The sequence below is a fragment of the Nostoc cycadae WK-1 genome, from assembly GCF_002897135.1.
GTDB lineage: Bacteria > Cyanobacteriota > Cyanobacteriia > Cyanobacteriales > Nostocaceae > Nostoc_B.
On record NZ_DF978445.1, the window covers coordinates 61,791 to 78,800 of the forward strand.

Here is a 17,010-nt window from a genome sequence, read left to right on the forward strand (position 1 = left end):
CCACGTTAATGCCCAATATTACTTACATAACTCTTCTCAAAATCTGATGAAGAATTTATATTGGGTTTGATGCTTCCGTAGATATATTGTTCCCTTTTGTAACCTAAATATTAACTTTAAAATTTTCAATTCTAAAAAGGTAGTCTCAACCAACGGATGCCTGCATTGTACAGGTAATCTTGCCAGGAAGGGGCAGGCCAATTTTTGCCCTGATATTTTTCTATTAGTTGATAACCTAAAGGCGTGAGGCGAAAACTATCAGTAATTCCCTGTCCATCCACTTCGCGCCGCAGTACACCGACTTGGATTAACCAGTCTAAGGCGTTGTAACAAGTCAGTTCTGATAAGGGACGCTGAGTATAACCTTGCTGGATACCATTTTCTAGGGCGATCGCATTTAATGGTACACTCTGGTTACGCATGGCTGTGAATAAACCAACAGTGAAAGGACAACAAATCAGCGATCGCTCTGCTCTTTCTACTGTGGTACGTGAGTAAGAGAAGATTTTTGAGGTTGGAGAATCAATTGTAGCCATTTAAGTATATTGTGGTGATTGGACGAAAATTTAAGTATTTTAGATTACCAGTTACTTACTGCGCTAAAAATTATCTAGATATTGGTATTTACACTGTTTTTTCAGTAATTCATTTAATCATTGTAAATTATTGTAAAATTTCAAAGTCATCAACAAACACCAAACAGGAAAGGTTCACTATGCCTCTAGCAGTTGGTACGGATGCACCTGCATTTACCGTCAAAGATACTAATGGCAACACTGTCTCATTGTCTGATTTTAAAGGTAAGACAGTTGTTTTGTATTTTTATCCCAAAGATGACACTCCAGGTTGCACCAAACAAGCGTGTAGCTTCCGTGATGCTCAAGAGCAATATCAAGGTAAAGATATAGTGGTTTTGGGTGTGAGTGCCGATGATGAAGTGTCTCATCAAGCTTTTACTCAAAAATTCAATCTGAACTTTCCACTGCTGGCAGATACCGATAAGTCTCTCATTCAAGCTTACGATGTTGATGGTGGTGGCTATGCCAAGCGTGTCACCTACGTCATCGATGCTAATGGCAAAATTGTTCATGTTGATGCCAACGTGAATACATCTAACCACGCCAGCGATATTTTAGCGGCACTGGGTCTGTAATTGCTCAATCCAAAATCTGTCTTGGAAAGTTTGCTCAACGGGGGGAACCCCCCGAACTTTGCTCAACGCGGGGAACCCGCGCACGCAAGTTCTCTCCGCACGCAACGCCAGTTGCTTCTCCTAATCGGAGACGCTACGCGAACAAGCCGGGGAACCCGTCCAACGCACTGGCTCAACTTTCCGCAAAATCTAAAATCCAAAATTCATTCACCTCACCTTTTGTCTTTATCTCCTTGTACTGACTAAAAAATCTAGCTTCAGTAAAGGATTTACAGACAGGGTGAGGTTTTTGAATATGATTCAGTTTTGTGGGGGGACAATTTGCACTGGAGAAATCACACTGGGAGATGTGATGGCTGGTAAACCAGGAACTGCTTGTCCAGAAGTACTATTTGCTGGTTGATTGGGATTTTGTTTGAGTGCAGCCCGCTTTCGGTTTAATTCAGCCACCGCTGAGTTTAATTCGTCATCTTTTTGTTGAGTATTCCAGTTGAGATTACCAAGTTGGGCGCGATGAATTAGGTCAAGGGGGTTTAGTCCACCTGAGTTAGTCGAAAATGGATTGGTATTATCTAGGGAATTATCACCAGGATTGGCATCGACTGTATTGAGTTGAGCCAAACTCGGTTGTGCTGTGAGAAAAAAGGCAAAGCTAATTCCGGCTAAAGTAGCCACACAGCAGCTTTTAACTGATAAAAATGATTTTTGCATGAGATTCTTCTCTAATACGCTCCAACGACACCATGCTTTTATCTTAAGCAAGAGTCCGCCGTAATTGGGGTTGAATGCTTAATAAGGCAACAACAGCAAAGCCAAACAAAATTAATAAAGCACCACCAAAAGTAACATCGCCCCAAGGTGCTTGCATGACTATACTACCCAAACCCCAATTGTTGTGGAGATAGAGATAGCGGATAGGTTCAATTGCATAGCTAAGTGGGTTCAGTGTAGCCACAACTTGTAACCACTTGGGCATAAAAGATAAAGGCGCTAAAGCAGTGCTGGCAAATAGTAAAGGCAGGTTAGTAACAAAAATTACTGCAATTAATTCGATGTGTCCAGGTAGAGCAAAAGCTAAACCAAGAGAAATAGCAGTTACGCCCAAAGCTAAGAGAAAGACGATGAGGGCGATCGCACTCAAACCCACAGCATCTGGTAGCCCCGCCCCCAGAAAGGCTGCTGCACCAACAATTACAGCCGCTTGTAGCAAACTTTGACTAATAATAAAGATAGCGGAAGCAAAGACAATCGAAAACCGCGATGCGAGGGGTGCTACCAATAAACGATTTAAAAAGCCAAATTCCCGATCAAACATCACAGGTAATCCGGCGTTCAATGCTCCAGCAAAGGCTGTAAAAACAATTACACCAGCGGCTAAGAACTGACCGTAATTTGTCGTACTACCAAATAAGCCCTTGGGTGCATTTTGAAATAAAGCGCCGAATAACACCAGCCACATAACAGGCTGAATAATTCCCGCCAATAAAGTTGAAGGACGGCGTTGTAATTGAATAAACAAGCGACGAGTTAAAGCCAAGGTCTCTTGGATTAATTCACCGAAAAAATTAGGTGCAGCATCAGCAGGTGAGGCTAGTTGCTGCCAATTTACATCAGATTTAGGAGTAACACTCATAATGATTTTGTAATTAGTCAATGGTCAATAGTCAATGGTCAAGGATCAAAAACTCTGGACTATGGACTTTTGACCCTTGACACTGCCCAGCAGTTCTATCTCATATTTTGCTTCTTTTCGGCTTTGGGATCACGGTTAGCCACTGCGGCCAGTTCTGCATCCATTAAGGTACGTCCCGTGGCGGCGAGGTAGACATCATCTAAGCTAGGGCGAGATTGAGCAATGCCGAATATTGGTAAGCTGGCATGATTGAGGGTTTGCTGGATGGTAATTAAGGCATCATTTTGGGGTGTGACTACCAAATTGAGGGAATTACCTTGAGCGCTGTTGATGATGATTTCTTGGACAAAAGGCAAAGCTTGTAAGAGGTCTTTGGCTTTTTCAGCTTCCTCAAGGGGGGAAAATTCCCGAATGCGTAAGGTAATGCGATCGCCTCCTACCCTATCTTTTAATTGTGAGGGTGTACCTGTGGCAATAACAATCCCACGGTCAATAATAGCGACGCGATCGGCTAGTGCGTCAATCTCTTCTAAATAATGGCTGGTAATTAATACTGTAGTTCCTGATACCCGCAGCTTCCGCAGGAAATCCCACACAACAAAACGGCTTTCGATATCAAGTCCTACCGAGGGTTCGTCCAACACCAATACATCCGGTGCATGGAGTAACCCAGCCGCTAAATCGAGCCGTTTGCGTAAACCACCTGAATAAGTTCCTGTCTTTTTATCAGCGTACTCTTGCAAACTCAGTAAATCTAAAACCGTCTGAATTCGCTGTTTTGCTACCGCGCCAGGGAGGTGATAAAGCGCCGCTTGTAATTGCAGCAGTTCTCGTCCAGTCAACACTTTATCTATAGCGACTTCCTGCGCTACATAACCGAGTTTTTGCCTTGCTACTCTGGGATTGTCTAACACAGAAATTCCAGATACTTCGATTTTGCCAGCATCTGGAGTGGTGAGAGTACACAAAGCACGCAGAGTCGTAGTTTTACCTGCGCCGTTGGGGCCGAGTAGACCAAAGATTTCTCCTGGTTCTACTTCAAAAGAAACGTCTTTGACGGCTTCAACAGTACCGTAGCGCTTTTGCAGATTTTGAATTAAAACGGCGGGAGCCATGACAGCCAATCCCTAACTATACAATTCGCAACAAAGTCTATATATCTATTGTAGTTGAGTAGTGTTAGGTGGAGCGATCGCTGGGATACGACTCCTTGATTTTATAGATGGGATAAATGGGGGACTTCTGCTGACTGCTGGTAAATATTATAAAAAAAACCCTCATAGTGTTTATGAGGGTTTTGTTTTTTATATCTATGTCAATTTTTAAGTACGGAAACGTCTCTTACCCTGCTTTTGTAAGGCAAGTTTTTTACGCTTAGATTTTTCAATAGGCGTTTCAAAGTGGCGGTGCTTCCTCATATCTTGAAAAATTCCCGCCTTGGAAACTTCTCGTTTAAATCGGCGTAATGCTGACTCCAGGTGTTCATTTTCACCCACTATGATTTGGGTCATTATCTCTCCTAATTAAATTAAATTCATCAATGGACTGAGTAGGCACTAACAGGGTAAAAAAAAGATAAATTTTTTGCCTGACCGAAAAATGCGCTCTTCAAATTTCTGGTTTTATCGCAATTACCAATCAAATGCGGTATATCTTCCCTAACCTAAGCGCCTCTAGTCTCTGACCTCAATAAAATGTCACCCCATAAAATGAGCAACACTATCAAGCTTAGTAGCGATTACGTCCACCACCACCGTATCCCCCGCGACCACCACCAGAAGAACCTCTATCTTCTTTGGGCTTGGCTTTGTTAACTTTGAGTCCACGACCCATCCATTCAGCACCATCAAGAGCTTCGATAGCAGCAGCTTCTTCAGCTTCTGTTCCCATTTCCACAAAAGCAAAGCCACGCAGACGGCCTGTTTCCCGGTCTGTAGGTACTTGTACCCGCTTTACCGTACCATATTCAGAAAAAACGCCCGTAATATCATTTTCTGTAACATCGTAAGAGAGGTTGCCTACATAAATTGACATTGATTGTCTCCAAAATTTTTAGTGTGTAGAGATGTAAATTTCGGAGAAAACTCTGTAAATACTAAAAGGTAAAAGCCTGTCAATACTAAAAACAAAAATACTCACCGAATTAACTCTCGTTTTCTAAGATGACATAGAAGGGAATTTTCTGCATCCCGTAAATAGGAGCATTATTTAAATCTAGTATGACATATCTTGGTATCGGTGAAAGCCAAGGGAGCGCCAATTCTCTTCACAGGCGCTCACTCCAACAAAAAACCTCGGCTTTAAGTACCGAGGAAATTAAGATAAGTCCAAATGGCGATGAGAAAGATAACCTAACCGAAGTTCAAAAATTTTAGCTAACGCCCAAGGCAACCAAAACTAGAGCAGTAACTAGTAGGGTAGCAACTGCACCTTGTAATTTGTAACGATTTTGCGTCTCTTGGTTGGGATATTCAGCGTAGTAAATTTGGGGTTCAGTTGCGTAGTTATTCAGAAGACCGCTGTCGTTAATGGTGGTATACATAATTTTTTTTGTTTTTTGTTACTTTATGTAAATAAATTTAACTTTATTGTTACAAATAATCAATTAAGCTTGACAATAAATAATAAATACTATCCATAAACTAGGCTTATCAAGAATGACTGGAGCATCAGTTAGAATATCTGAAGAGCATTAAAATATAGACTCGACTCTGTTAGAATGCAGAATTGCGGCATTCGCTCTCAGTCTTTGCGCTACCGCCCATACCACCCTTCAAACGCGCGTCCGCCTAAGACTGATGCCGCCAGCGGCGACAGGCCGATGTTATTTACGGAGTTCTATGTCTTTTTCTCATCTCGGCTTGTCTAATGAAATTATCCGTGCCGTCACCGAGCTAGGATACACCAAACCCACGCCAATTCAGATGCAGGCAATTCCTACGGTTTTGTCAGGGCGTGATTTGTTAGCTGGGGCGCAAACGGGGACTGGAAAAACTGCCAGCTTCACTCTGCCGCTGCTGCAAAAATTGTCGTCTGAAAAGAGCCTTAAAAGCACATCTGATGAATGCTTCCCTATCAGGGCGCTGATTCTCACCCCGACTCGTGAATTAGCCGCCCAGGTGGAGTTAAGTGTGCGTGAGTATGGCAAGTACTTAAAACTAAACACAATGGCGATGTTTGGCGGGGTCAGCATTAATCCGCAAAAAAAGCTTTTGAGGGGTCGAGTGGATATTCTGGTCGCTACTCCAGGGCGACTGCTAGACCATGTACAGCAGCGGACAGTGAACCTGTCAAATGTTGAGTTTTTAGTCCTGGATGAAGCAGACCGGATGTTGGATATGGGTTTTATTCGTGATATCCGTCGTATTCTCTCGCTTCTACCAAAACAGAGACAAAACTTATTATTCTTCGCTACTTTCTCAGACAAAATTAAGGAACTAGCTACGGGGTTGCTAGATAACCCAGAGATGATTGAGGTAGCACGCCGTAACGTTACTGCTGATACTGTGACACAGAAAGTCTACAAGGTAGAGCGCGATCGCAAGTGCCAATTACTGGTTCAGCTGATTCGGCAAAATAACTGGTATCAAGTGCTAGTGTTCACGCGGACAAAGTATGGTGCTGACCGTCTGGTGAAGCAATTGACCCAAGAACGTATTCAAGCACTGGCTATCCACGGGAATAAAAGCCAATCGGCACGTACCCACGCTTTGGCAAAATTCAAGAACGACAGCTTACAGGTATTGGTAGCAACGGACATTGCTGCACGCGGTCTCGACATCAGCGAATTGCCTCATGTGGTCAATTTCGATTTACCCAATGTTCCAGAGGATTATGTTCATCGCATTGGTCGTACTGGTCGCGCGGGTGCATCAGGTAAAGCTGTATCGCTGGTGTGTGCCGATGAATATAATCTGTTGGCAGATATCGAAACGCTGATTAAACAACGATTGCCTTTTGAAGTGGTTACTGGCTTTGGTGCTAATTCACAAATCAAGCCCGAACCAATTTTAGATGAACGCAAGCATAGACCCAAAGGGAAAAAGCGTCTCGATCGCTCTCATACTCAACCTTTATCACAAAAATCGGATCGACGAACGGTGAAAGGTGCGAAAAAGTCTGATGAGCGTCCTGACACATCACACCATTAGGCTAAATTATTTTAGTTTTGTTCCCTGAACTATTAACCGCAACCACAGCCATCCTAATCCACTGCCAATAAAATAATAGGGAAAATCTGCCCAGGTGAAGGCAGTACCAATTAACATTCTGCCCCACCAAAATGAACGTACCCAAACCAGAAATGGTGGATGCCACAATTGCATAAACTCTACCAAAGAAGTAATGACCAATACCCATAAAGGAATTTGCCAAACGGAAGCGCGAGTGGTTGTAAATAGAAAGGCAAACAAACACCAAAATATCTGGTAAAAAATCCCGCCTACTTCTTGGTTTAACCAACCAACAGAATAGCGATAGTGGCTGTAGAGAAGTCCAACGGGGAGAATAATAGCCAGAGAAAAAATTGTTCGCCAGTGCAGGCTTTTAAATAGTGGCATTATTTGGCGTTTCCAATCAAATATTTCTCCCCATACTATTCCCCGTAGTTATGGCCTGTCACCTTACCGCGAAAAACAATATATTGATAAAGGTTATAAAACAACATCACAGGAATCAAAAAGCCGATAAAAATAATCATGATTACTAAAGAACTCGGATCGGCTGATGCTTCGTAAATAGTGATTTCTGTGGGGATGATGTAGGGAAATACAATCAAACCTAACCCAATAAAAGACAAGACAAATAACAGAATTGTCCAGACAAAAGGCGCTCTTTCTTCTTTGCGGTTGAGACTCTGCCAAAGTTGCCAAATTAACCAGACACCTAGAACTGGAATCAGAGTGAAAATATAAACTAAAGGCTGTTGAAATAATCGAGACCTGACACTTTCATAGATTATAGGTGTGCTAATTGTAATGGCGATCGCACCAATTAACGTTGTCAAAGCGGCAATTTTAGCTGTTTTATAATGAGTTTCTTGTAAATCTCCTGTGGTTTTCCACACAAGATATGTTGAACCAATCAAAACATATCCTTGAATTAAAGTTAATGCCACTAGCACAGATGGCAAGCTTAACCAATCCCAGGTGCTACCAATAAAATGTCCTGTCTCATCAACATTAATACCCTTGAGTACAGCACCAAGGGCGAATCCTTGTCCAAGTGCAGCGATAAAACTTCCTGTCCCAAAAGCAAAATTCCAAAATAACTTGCGTCTGGATAATTCCCGAAATTCAAACGCTACACCACGAAAAATAAACCCAAACACCATGACAAAAATTGGAATATACAAAGCATTTAAAATTGTGCCGTAAGCCAGAGGAAATGCCCCAAATAATCCGCCTCCCATTAACACTAACCAAGTTTCATTCGCATCCCAAATGTTGCTTAAGCTAGTCATTAAAATTCCTCGACGTTCATCATCAGAAGAAGTCAAAGATAAAATTCCTACTCCCAAATCAAAGCCATCTAGCATCACATACAAGAATAAAAATAGAGCTAAAATGACAAACCAAACTTGCGGTAAAAAATACTTGAGGGTCTCCATATAATCTCTTGTTTAATAGGTGATAGATGACAGGTGACAGAGTAACCCAACAAAATTTTTAGAATGTTGGGTTTAACTTATTCATCCGCATTGAACTTAAGTTCAATGCTAATAGCTGAAGTCTACTCAAGTAGACTAAAAAATCTTGCCTATGTTTAGTCATCTTCAGATGACTTTTGCTATGAGTAAGGAACTTGAGTTCCTTGCTGGACTTCGTTAAACCCCCCATTTCAGACTTCACACTTCAGACTTTTTATTGTTGTGCTTCTACAGGACGTTCATCTGGGACAAACTCTCCTGGAGTTGTATCGACAGCAGCTTTAGTAATTTCTGTACCAGGAATTGGTAAATTAAGATTTGGCCCACGGCGAATGATGCGACTGCCAAAATAAATTGCAGCGATAAATAATAAACTGTAAACTATTGCAAAAGCCGTGAGTGAAGTTAAAACGTTACTTGCAGGGAGACGCGAGGCTGCATCAACTGTCCGAATTTGTCCATATAGTGTCCAAGGCTGTCGTCCCACACAACGTACAATCCAGCCTGACTCTACAGCAATGTATCCTAAAGGTGCAGCAAATACCCAAGCTAACATCAGCCAACGTTGCTGAGTAATATTTTTGGCTGATAATTTCCCACGTAACCACTGCACAGTACTCAACAGCATTAATCCAGCAAAGAAAAAGCCAATGGCAATCATCACTCGGAAGGCGTAGTAAATTAAACCTACCAAATGAGGTCTATCTTCTGGTTTCCACTCCTTCAAACCGTGTAATGGTTCAGAAAGATTCTGCTTGAATTCCAGAATATAACCCAAGGCGTTGGGAATGGTAATTTCCCAATCATTTTTCTGCGCTTTTTCATTGGGTATCGCTAATAAACTCCAGTCAGCAGCTTGTCCGGCGGGTGTGCTTTCCCACTGCGCTTCCATTGCGGCGAGTTTTGTGGGTTGATAATGATAAACTTGTTCGCCGCTTAAGTGACCGATATATATTTGTAATGGAGCAACTGCGATCGCAGCTGCTAAAACTATCTTTAAAGACTGCGAAAAGAATTCTGGATGGCGTTTTTGCAAAATGTACCAAGCACTAATTCCGCCAATGACAAACAGCGAAGTTTCCAGAGTGGCAAAAAACATGTGCAGTACACTGTTAGCCATAAAAGGATTAAACATCGCCTGAAAATAATCATGGACAACAAACTTGCCATTCACCATCTCCCCGCCGGCTGGTGTTTGCATCCAAGAATTTGCTGTCAAAATCCACAAAGTTGACAAGTTCGCACCCACAGCCACCAAAATTGTCGAGAGATAGTGAACCGCAGGATTGACGCGCTCCCAACCAAATAACATAATCCCTAAAAAAGCTGCTTCTAGCATGAACGCCCAAGAAGCTTCAAAACCAATCACACTACCAAAAAAATTCCCCACAGCTTCCGAAAAAGGAGCCCAGTTAGTCCCAAACTGAAATTCCATTGGAATACCCGTAGCTACCCCAATACCAAAGTTGAGGACGTAAAACTTCGACCAAAACCGCGCATGAAGGTAATAATCAGGATTACGAGTTTTCAGCCATAGCCCCTCAACGATGACAAGATAAATCCCCATTCCCGTTGTCAAGACAGGCCAAAGTATATGAAAAATCGCCGTCAGCGCAAATTGCATTCGTGATAGCACCACTGAATCGGATAAAAATTCCATCTCAGAATTTCCCTATTCATGAAATATTCAATATGATTCTAGGTATAAGAGTTGATAACTAGAATTTGTTATTGATTTTTGTAAGCTTTATTTAAGCATAAATATCATTAACTGCTCAAATATAATTTTTCACAAATAAGTAAAACTCAAAACTTTAGTAGTAGCAATTTATTATGAATACTAAGTCTGCTTTTTGAGAGACAATTAATACTTTAAATAATCAAAGTATTACTAGACTTTTATTTACTTATGCAAGCTTATTCCGTGAATCAACATCTATCTATAGAGAGGGAATTTATTTTAAATTTTGAGCCAATTAGTAATTTTTCTCAAAAGACAATTAGTCAAACTTCAGACAAAAAAGGTCTTGGATAAGCCAGATAATATATTAAACCAAGACCAACTGACAACTTCTTCAGCTTATACACCTGTTTTCTTACATTTATGCGTAATTACCACTCGGTGTAACGGCTCATACCTTAAACTATTTTCTGGTGCGATTGAGCTTTTCTAATGTCCGGATAATTTCTTTCATCTTATAACTAGACAGGCGATTCATGTATATCATGAAAGTGGTAGAAAAAACACCTGTTGCAGTGATTACAGTCCCTTCGCTTGTCTTCCCATATAAGATTAGTAGAGTACCAACTGTACTAATACAAAGAAAAGTACAACTAGCAATTAAGCACAGGTTAAATGTTTGTCTTGCCTGACGTAAATGCTCATTTAACACTTCTAACTCAATTTTTGTATAGTGGTCAACTTGAGGCGTGTTTGCATATACACACTGATTGAGCATGGTATTTTTAGTTTTTGTAAGTAACTGATTAGGCAATAGTGAGTTGAGCCATTGGCTTCAGCCAATGGCTTGTCTATCTCTTCACTGATGTAATAACATCAAATACTGGTATTAATAAATACGAAAAAATTAACTCACCAAATCAGGAAAGACTTCTTGCACTGCCGGATGCACAATGCGGTGATTCTGCACATTTACACCTTTGGCTAAGGATGGATTAACATCTAGGGCTTTGATGCCTAGATTTGCTAACTGGACAACATAAGGTAATGTGCTGTTGTTGAGGGCTTGAGCCGATGTCCAAGGTACTGCTCCTGGCATATTGGGAACGCCATAATGGACTACGCCTTCTTCAATGTAGACGGGGTTGGTATGGGAGGTGGCGTGTAAGGTTTCGACACAACCGCCTTGGTCAACAGCAACATCAACAATTACTGAACCAGGCTGCATTTGTTTGACCAATTCGCGGGGTACCAAAATTGGCGCTCTGCGTCCCAAGACTAAAACAGCACCGATAAGTAAGTCAGCTTCTTTAACAGCAGTTTCTATGTGGGCAGAGTTACTGTAAAGTAATTCCACTCTCGAACCGAACAAAGTTTCTAAATAAGATAAACGTTCTACATTTACATCTAAAATCTGCACTGTCGCACCCATCCCCACAGCAATTTTCGCTGCTTCTGTGCCGACTACACCGCCACCTAAAATTACAACTTTGCCTGGCTTAACACCGGGAACACCACCTAAAAGTACTCCTCTACCGCCTTGCTGACGTTCTAAAAATCTCGCGCCGAACTGCACTGATAGGCGACCTGCTATGACACTCATGGGTGTGAGTAGAGGTAGTCTGTTAGGGCCTGGTTGTTCTACGGTTTCGTAGGCGATCGCACAAGTGCCACAATCAATTAAATGTTCGGTTAATTTGCGATCGGCCGCCAAATGCAAATATGTAAACAATATTTGCCCTTTTTGCAAAAATTTATATTCGCTTGATAACGGCTCTTTGACTTTAACTACTAATTCTCGATTCCAAGCTGTGTCTGCGGAAGAGACAATTTCTGCACCAGCACTGATGTAATCTGCATCCGTAAAACCAGCACCATTACCTGCTTGTGTCTGGACAAAAATTTTATGCCCGTTTTCGTGCAGCACTCGCACACTTGATGGACTTAAACCTACTCGAAACTCTTGGTCTTTCGTTTCTTTGGGAACGCCAATTTCCATATAACGCCTCTGATGAATTTTTGGTTTAATTTAGCCTGCCAGTCTCGGACTGACACTTCCGTATTAGATATAGCTATCTACAACCTTAGTTTTCCCTTTCACGGTAGCAAAGCTGAAAACTCTTACCCTTGACTATTGTCATAGTTGACTACAATATATAAAGAATAATTACAAATTGTTAAACGAGCCTTAGCACAGCTACATTTGAGAAGCTGCTGCTAGAGTCCTCAAGCTCTCTGGCTCAAATCTTACAAAAGTGACGATTTAAGATTTTACTCTCAAGTCCCGTTTGCCGAACAGAGGTTTTTTGAACATGACACAACCACAACCAACAGTTACCCCTAAACTCGAAGACCCCAAATTTGGCTTTAATGAATATGCCGAACGTCTCAATGGTCGGGCGGCGATGATTGGCTTCGGCTTGATGGTGGTAATTGAATACGTTACCAATCAAGGTGTGCTATCTTGGCTCGGTCTCAAGTAGTGCCATCACAAAGCAAAAGCTTTCTAGTTGTAAGCTAGTAAGTAGACAGGTTTAACCAGCTGGCATAGTCAGCTGGTTAAAACTTTATCAAGAGAACTATCTTGCAGGATTTGCTGTCTATAACTTTGTAGGGTGGCAAATATGCAGGAAAGCTAATTGTTACACTTCCTCACCTACTGATCAAAATTATAATATTTAGATGTGTTTTTGATAAAAGACATCTTGTGGTGAGGTATTCTCGGTAAACTTACACAAAGGTGATTTGGATAAACCAAGCTGTGATGAATGCTGCATTACCTCGTTTTTTGAAATCAGCCTACAGAAAAGAGCCAATTATCAGTATCTTGATAACGATAGGCATTGTAGATGCTGTGATTGGTGGATTTGATGATAGTTGGTCATTGTTAGCCCTTGGGTTAGGAACAGCAGGTATCAGTCTCGCCTTTAAGTTGTGGCGAATGCAGCAGCATCGCCCCATACCAGAGGAACCTGTAGTGCAACATTACTTACCCTCGCGCTCATCTAGTCCGACACTACCGATACTGACTGTGGCGAAGAAAAAACCACCCCGTTAATAAGTGCTGAGTCTGAAATGTTGAGTCACAATTGGGAAATAAATTGACTTAACTTTTTAAACAGTGAGGAAAAACTTGTGAGGAGTGAGGGAAAAATAGGGAGTGGCTCTGGGCTACGCCCACATATTATTTTGGCATTTATGGCAGTATTGACTCTGCCAGTAACTATTGGGCAAAGTTTTGAGATTCATACTGCTCGTGCGGCGATCGCACAAATACCAGATTCCCAAGCTCCCACTAATTTTGTCAATCCTCAGCTAATTTATAGCTTGGTGGGACACGCCGGAACTGTTAAATCTCTAGCTTTTAGTCCAGATGGGAAAATTCTCGCCAGTGGTGGCGCAGAAAATGATGGTGCAATTCGCTTGTGGAACCCTTTAACTGGCAAAAGGTTGGCGAATAGTAAAGCACACAAAACATCTGTAGAATCTTTGGTGATTGCCCCAGATGGTCAAACTCTAGTTAGTTGTAGTACCGACAACACAATTAATCTTTGGAATCTGAAAAATAATAAATTTCGTCGTTCTTTTGTCGGACACACTAGTAATGTCTTATCTTTAGCTGTCTCTCCTGATAGTAAAGTTCTTGTCAGTGGAGCTTTAGACGGCATTAGAGTGTGGGATTTGTTACAACAACGTCCCTTAACCACTCTAATTAAGGTCAGTGACGCAATTTATACAGTGGCAATGAGTCCAGATGGACAGACTGTCGCTAGTGGCGATAATAAAGGCAAAATCAAGCTTTGGGACTTGCAGACGGGAAAATTAATTCGGGCATTTTCGGCACATTCCCAAGCTGTGAATGCTGTAGCTTTTACACCAGATGGCACAACCTTAATCAGTGCCAGCCGCGATCGCACCATTAAACTATGGAATATCCAATCTAGAAGCTTAGTCCGTATCCTCAAAGGACATAATAACTGGGTAAATGCGATCGCCATTAACCCCAATGGCCAAACCCTAGCCAGTGCCGGTAGAGATGGCATTAAATTGTGGGATTTAACTACAGGCGAGTTATTAAATACACTTTATGGACATAGTGATTGGGTGAGTGCGATCGCTTTTAGTCCTGATGGAAGACTGTTAGCCAGTGGCGGTTTTGACGGCAAAGTGAATATTTGGGGAAATATACGACCAAAAAGGTAAAGTGATGTGCTGCTGAGTTGTTCAGACCCCTCTCCAAACCTCTACCCGCTGCGGGGCTACGGTGTACACACAAGTCTTGAAATCCTACCTAATATAACGTTTGGTTTCGTTGTCTAGCTTTCGGTTTTGCGATCGCTCTGGAAGCCTGTCCGCAGCGAGGAGGAACGACGTAGGCGTAAGACTTCCCGCAGGGTAGCAATCGCTTGAATTACGGAATTATGCGATTACTTCCCGCCACGCCTTCGGCTCGCGGCTTCGGGCTTCGGCTGTTATCACTGCGCTCGTAATGACAATTTAAGGGGTCTATAACTCCTGAAATCCTTGCAGCTACCACTTGTGTGTACACGGTAGTGCTGCGGGGAGAGGCTTTGATTCTTGCTACCCGTCCGGTTTAAGAGAAAGTTGCACACAGCGTTAATTAGAATATACAAACAATCAAGGGTTTGGGAAAAGTTCAAGGTATGGGGGCGCAACAACCCATACATCCAATATGGTTCAGTTAAGCTCAAAAACAGGTAGCCTGAGGGTTGTCACCTAAGTGTACTTACGTCGTATCATTGAAGTAAACTGGTGTTTTTCCCCCTAGAATCTGGCAACTGCAAAGTTTCTTGGTTGAACTGAGACAGTCTGCTCAAACGATCGCTCAACTACTGCTTAGTTCAGTGTTGTTCACAGGAGCATTGAACTGCCATAAAATTTATGTCTGCTGAGTCACCCGTCCCCAACGATCCATCCGACTCACTCCCCGTCAAACCAGACTCGGAGGCAAATCAGCCATCCCAAACCGATGCTCCTTTTCCAGTGGTGGGAATTGCCGCTTCTGCTGGTGGGCTAGAGGCATTTACGGAACTGATCCGCTATTTGCCAACGGATACGGGCATGGCGTTTGTGCTAATTCAGCATTTGTCTCCTGATCATGAAAGCCTGCTGTCGGAAATTTTGGGCAGAGTGACTACCATGCCTGTGCTTCAGGTGCAAGACCAGATGCGGGTTGAGCCAAACGCGGTCTATGTGATTCCGCCCAATGCCCAAATGACCTTGGTCGATGGCATTCTGCGGCTCGCACCCCGGCAGAAAAGTAAGGGCAAATATTTGCCTGCCGACATCTTTTTTGAGTCGTTAGCGACCGATCGCGGCAACAAAGCGATCGCCGTTGTGCTGTCGGGGATGGATGGAGACGGTGCTGAGGGAGTGAAAGCCGTCAAGATTGCTGGGGGTGTCACCTTTGCCGAATGTGGTGCCACGGCGCAATTTAACAGTATGCCCAATACGGCGGTTGCAACTGGCAATGTGGATTTTGTGTTGCCGCCGCCAGCCATTGCTAGAGAACTGAGCAATCTCAGTCGCAACCCCTTTTTGGGGCAATCAGAGCCATTGCCGATCATCCAGGAGTTACCCCCAAAACCGGGTGATCCCCTGAGCCGAATTTTTTCCCTCCTCCGCACGACAACTGGCGTTGACTTTACCCAATACAAACCGGCATCGCTGGAGCGCCGCATCCAGCGGCGGATGCTGCTGTATAAGCTGGACAGTCTGGCAGCATACGCGCAATATTTGCAAACGCACCGGGACGAAATTCAAGCTCTGTACGAAGAAATTCTCATCCATGTGACCAGTTTCTTTCGCGAACCGCACGTCTTTGAGAAATTGAAGACCGAGGTTTTCCCCAGGATCAGCCAAAATAAAGCCAGCGATGTGCCGCTGCGGATTTGGGTGGCTGGCTGTTCCACTGGGGAAGAAGTCTACTCACTCGCCATCTGCTTGTTAGAGTTTTTCAGCGATCGCGCCACCTTGCCGCCGATTCAGATTTTTGCCACCGACATTAGCGAAACTGCCATTAGCAAAGCCCGGTCAGGCTTCTACCTAGAAAGCCAGATGGAAGGCGTTTCACCGGAGCGTAAAAGTCGGTTCTTTGTCCCCCAGCCAGAGGGAGGGTATCAAATCAGCAGTACTGTTCGTGAATTTTGTGTATTTGCCCATCATAACTTATGCGACGACCCCCCCTTCTCGAATCTCGATCTGATTAGCTGTCGCAACCTGCTGATTTATTTATCAGATCGCCTGCAAGAGCGCATCATGGCGTTGTTTCATTACAGTCTCAACTTAACGGGCTGCCTGGTGTTGGGTACGGCAGAAAGCGTCAAAGCTGCCTCAAATTTGTTTGCGCCCGTGGATGAAGCCTGCAAAATCTATGCCCGAAAATTAAGCTTATCTAATCGCTTATTTGCATTTACAGCCACTTCTGGGCGCGTCCCCAGTCTCCATAATCCGCAGCCCATTCCAGAAAACCGTTCCATTTCCTTTGATTTAGCCAGAGAAGTTGACCAACTGATCGCCAATCGCTATATGCCGCTATCGGTCGTGGTTAATGAACAAATGCAGATATTACAGATGCGCGGAGACCTCGATCTTTACCTGAAGTTGACCCCTAGCACCACGGAGCTAAACCTGCTGTCTATGGCACGCGAAGGGCTGGGAACACCCCTTCGCACCGCCCTGTATCAGGCTCAGACAGAGAACGTGCTGGTGCGCCAGGAAGACATTCAAATGGAACAGGGTGAGCGAACGCGGCTGAGTCTGGAGGTGCTGCCATTTCGCCCAGCCCTGACGAACACACTTTATTTTTTGGTGCTTTTTAATCCCATCTCGCCCTCTGCTCCTGCCTCTAATACCATTTCACTAAAAAAATGATA

The 17,010-nt window shown here is 43.2% G+C and carries 18 protein-coding genes; 6 read left to right on the top strand and 12 right to left on the bottom strand.

Translation table 11 applies throughout. The features are described 5' to 3' along the window. Positions 1 to 131: 131 nt before the first annotated feature. On the bottom strand, positions 132 to 536 hold the full coding sequence (locus tag NCWK1_RS26275; RefSeq protein ID WP_103126727.1) for an Npun_F0494 family protein: 405 nt from the start codon (positions 534 to 536) through the stop codon (positions 132 to 134). Between the two features lie 179 nt (positions 537 to 715). Here NCWK1_RS26275 and NCWK1_RS26280 point away from each other — a divergent pair, with 179 nt between their 5' ends. Beyond that, a complete protein-coding gene (locus NCWK1_RS26280; RefSeq protein ID WP_103126728.1) occupies positions 716 to 1,153 on the top strand; it encodes a peroxiredoxin in 438 nt (145 codons plus the stop codon). Between the two features lie 300 nt (positions 1,154 to 1,453). Here the strand turns inward: NCWK1_RS26280 and NCWK1_RS26285 are convergent, their stop codons facing one another. The 6 genes from NCWK1_RS26285 to psb34 all read right to left on the bottom strand — a co-directional run bounded on the left by NCWK1_RS26285 (position 1,454) and on the right by psb34 (position 5,328). After that, entirely contained in the window at positions 1,454 to 1,864 is a 411-nt protein-coding gene (locus NCWK1_RS26285) for a hypothetical protein (RefSeq protein WP_103126729.1), read from the bottom strand. A gap of 43 nt (positions 1,865 to 1,907) precedes the next feature. Further along, complete coding sequence (locus NCWK1_RS26290; RefSeq protein ID WP_103126730.1) at positions 1,908 to 2,786, bottom strand: ABC transporter permease; 879 nt, start codon at positions 2,784 to 2,786, stop codon at positions 1,908 to 1,910. A gap of 95 nt (positions 2,787 to 2,881) precedes the next feature. Beyond that, positions 2,882 to 3,901 (bottom strand): ABC transporter ATP-binding protein, encoded by a 1,020-nt coding sequence (locus tag NCWK1_RS26295; RefSeq protein ID WP_096577744.1) that lies wholly within the window; start codon positions 3,899 to 3,901, stop codon positions 2,882 to 2,884. 207 nt (positions 3,902 to 4,108) lie between these two features. After that, the gene (gene rpsU, locus NCWK1_RS26300) at positions 4,109 to 4,297 is read right to left on the bottom strand and encodes a 30S ribosomal protein S21 (protein ID WP_015115835.1); all 189 of its coding nucleotides are present in this window, start codon (positions 4,295 to 4,297) and stop codon (positions 4,109 to 4,111) included. 217 nt (positions 4,298 to 4,514) lie between these two features. Beyond that, a complete protein-coding gene (locus tag NCWK1_RS26305; RefSeq protein WP_096577746.1) occupies positions 4,515 to 4,820 on the bottom strand; it encodes an RNA recognition motif domain-containing protein in 306 nt (101 codons plus the stop codon). Between the two features lie 337 nt (positions 4,821 to 5,157). Then, entirely contained in the window at positions 5,158 to 5,328 is a 171-nt protein-coding gene (gene psb34, locus NCWK1_RS26310; protein WP_103126731.1) for a photosystem II assembly protein Psb34, read from the bottom strand. A 298-nt stretch (positions 5,329 to 5,626) separates the two neighbouring features. On the opposite strand from psb34, the gene NCWK1_RS26315 reads away from it, so the two are divergent. Further along, on the top strand, positions 5,627 to 6,937 hold the full coding sequence (locus NCWK1_RS26315) for a DEAD/DEAH box helicase (RefSeq protein WP_103126732.1): 1,311 nt from the start codon (positions 5,627 to 5,629) through the stop codon (positions 6,935 to 6,937). Positions 6,938 to 6,943: 6 nt separating this feature from the next. Here NCWK1_RS26315 and NCWK1_RS26320 read toward each other — a convergent pair whose 3' ends face one another. The 5 genes from NCWK1_RS26320 to ald form a co-directional block, all read right to left on the bottom strand. Beyond that, positions 6,944 to 7,345 carry a ribosomal maturation YjgA family protein gene (locus NCWK1_RS26320; RefSeq protein WP_103126733.1) on the bottom strand — a complete coding sequence of 134 codons (402 nt, stop codon included), beginning with the start codon at positions 7,343 to 7,345 and terminating at the stop codon, positions 6,944 to 6,946. A 35-nt stretch (positions 7,346 to 7,380) separates the two neighbouring features. Beyond that, positions 7,381 to 8,394: a cytochrome d ubiquinol oxidase subunit II gene (cydB, locus tag NCWK1_RS26325; protein ID WP_103126734.1), complete on the bottom strand. Its 1,014-nt coding sequence runs from the start codon at positions 8,392 to 8,394 to the stop codon at positions 7,381 to 7,383. A 253-nt stretch (positions 8,395 to 8,647) separates the two neighbouring features. Then, positions 8,648 to 10,093 carry a cytochrome ubiquinol oxidase subunit I gene (locus NCWK1_RS26330; protein ID WP_103126735.1) on the bottom strand — a complete coding sequence of 482 codons (1,446 nt, stop codon included), beginning with the start codon at positions 10,091 to 10,093 and terminating at the stop codon, positions 8,648 to 8,650. A 484-nt stretch (positions 10,094 to 10,577) separates the two neighbouring features. After that, positions 10,578 to 10,892, bottom strand: a complete 315-nt coding sequence (locus tag NCWK1_RS30525; RefSeq protein ID WP_103126736.1) for a TRADD-N-associated membrane domain-containing protein — start codon at positions 10,890 to 10,892, stop codon at positions 10,578 to 10,580. Between the two features lie 129 nt (positions 10,893 to 11,021). Beyond that, positions 11,022 to 12,113 (bottom strand): alanine dehydrogenase, encoded by a 1,092-nt coding sequence (gene ald / locus NCWK1_RS26340; RefSeq protein ID WP_103126737.1) that lies wholly within the window; start codon positions 12,111 to 12,113, stop codon positions 11,022 to 11,024. A gap of 313 nt (positions 12,114 to 12,426) precedes the next feature. On the opposite strand from ald, the gene NCWK1_RS29780 reads away from it, so the two are divergent. The 4 genes from NCWK1_RS29780 to NCWK1_RS26355 all read left to right on the top strand — a co-directional run bounded on the left by NCWK1_RS29780 (position 12,427) and on the right by NCWK1_RS26355 (position 17,008). After that, entirely contained in the window at positions 12,427 to 12,597 is a 171-nt protein-coding gene (locus NCWK1_RS29780; RefSeq protein ID WP_096577760.1) for a hypothetical protein, read from the top strand. A gap of 281 nt (positions 12,598 to 12,878) precedes the next feature. Then, positions 12,879 to 13,172, top strand: a complete 294-nt coding sequence (locus NCWK1_RS26345) for a hypothetical protein (protein ID WP_103126738.1) — start codon at positions 12,879 to 12,881, stop codon at positions 13,170 to 13,172. A gap of 77 nt (positions 13,173 to 13,249) precedes the next feature. Continuing rightward, a complete protein-coding gene (locus NCWK1_RS26350) occupies positions 13,250 to 14,317 on the top strand; it encodes a WD40 repeat domain-containing protein (RefSeq protein ID WP_103126739.1) in 1,068 nt (355 codons plus the stop codon). A gap of 699 nt (positions 14,318 to 15,016) precedes the next feature. Then, positions 15,017 to 17,008: a CheR family methyltransferase gene (locus NCWK1_RS26355; RefSeq protein ID WP_103126740.1), complete on the top strand. Its 1,992-nt coding sequence runs from the start codon at positions 15,017 to 15,019 to the stop codon at positions 17,006 to 17,008. Positions 17,009 to 17,010: the final 2 nt, after the last annotated feature.

What these genes read in the sequence shown, in the direction of transcription:
- NCWK1_RS26330 (WP_103126735.1), bottom strand. Translation starts at nt 10,093, where the DNA reads ATGGAATTTTTATCCGATTCAGTGGTGCTATCACGAATGCAATTTGCG.
- NCWK1_RS30525 (WP_103126736.1), bottom strand. Translation starts at nt 10,892, where the DNA reads ATGCTCAATCAGTGTGTATATGCAAACACGCCTCAAGTTGACCACTAT.
- psb34 (WP_103126731.1), bottom strand. Translation starts at nt 5,328, where the DNA reads ATGTATACCACCATTAACGACAGCGGTCTTCTGAATAACTACGCAACT.
- cydB (WP_103126734.1), bottom strand. Translation starts at nt 8,394, where the DNA reads ATGGAGACCCTCAAGTATTTTTTACCGCAAGTTTGGTTTGTCATTTTA.
- NCWK1_RS26290 (WP_103126730.1), bottom strand. Translation starts at nt 2,786, where the DNA reads ATGAGTGTTACTCCTAAATCTGATGTAAATTGGCAGCAACTAGCCTCA.
- NCWK1_RS26280 (WP_103126728.1), top strand. Translation starts at nt 716, where the DNA reads ATGCCTCTAGCAGTTGGTACGGATGCACCTGCATTTACCGTCAAAGAT.
- NCWK1_RS26285 (WP_103126729.1), bottom strand. Translation starts at nt 1,864, where the DNA reads ATGCAAAAATCATTTTTATCAGTTAAAAGCTGCTGTGTGGCTACTTTA.
- NCWK1_RS26305 (WP_096577746.1), bottom strand. Translation starts at nt 4,820, where the DNA reads ATGTCAATTTATGTAGGCAACCTCTCTTACGATGTTACAGAAAATGAT.
- NCWK1_RS26320 (WP_103126733.1), bottom strand. Translation starts at nt 7,345, where the DNA reads ATGCCACTATTTAAAAGCCTGCACTGGCGAACAATTTTTTCTCTGGCT.
- NCWK1_RS26315 (WP_103126732.1), top strand. Translation starts at nt 5,627, where the DNA reads ATGTCTTTTTCTCATCTCGGCTTGTCTAATGAAATTATCCGTGCCGTC.
- NCWK1_RS26275 (WP_103126727.1), bottom strand. Translation starts at nt 536, where the DNA reads ATGGCTACAATTGATTCTCCAACCTCAAAAATCTTCTCTTACTCACGT.
- NCWK1_RS29780 (WP_096577760.1), top strand. Translation starts at nt 12,427, where the DNA reads ATGACACAACCACAACCAACAGTTACCCCTAAACTCGAAGACCCCAAA.
- NCWK1_RS26355 (WP_103126740.1), top strand. Translation starts at nt 15,017, where the DNA reads ATGTCTGCTGAGTCACCCGTCCCCAACGATCCATCCGACTCACTCCCC.
- NCWK1_RS26295 (WP_096577744.1), bottom strand. Translation starts at nt 3,901, where the DNA reads ATGGCTCCCGCCGTTTTAATTCAAAATCTGCAAAAGCGCTACGGTACT.
- NCWK1_RS26345 (WP_103126738.1), top strand. Translation starts at nt 12,879, where the DNA reads ATGAATGCTGCATTACCTCGTTTTTTGAAATCAGCCTACAGAAAAGAG.
- rpsU (WP_015115835.1), bottom strand. Translation starts at nt 4,297, where the DNA reads ATGACCCAAATCATAGTGGGTGAAAATGAACACCTGGAGTCAGCATTA.
- ald (WP_103126737.1), bottom strand. Translation starts at nt 12,113, where the DNA reads ATGGAAATTGGCGTTCCCAAAGAAACGAAAGACCAAGAGTTTCGAGTA.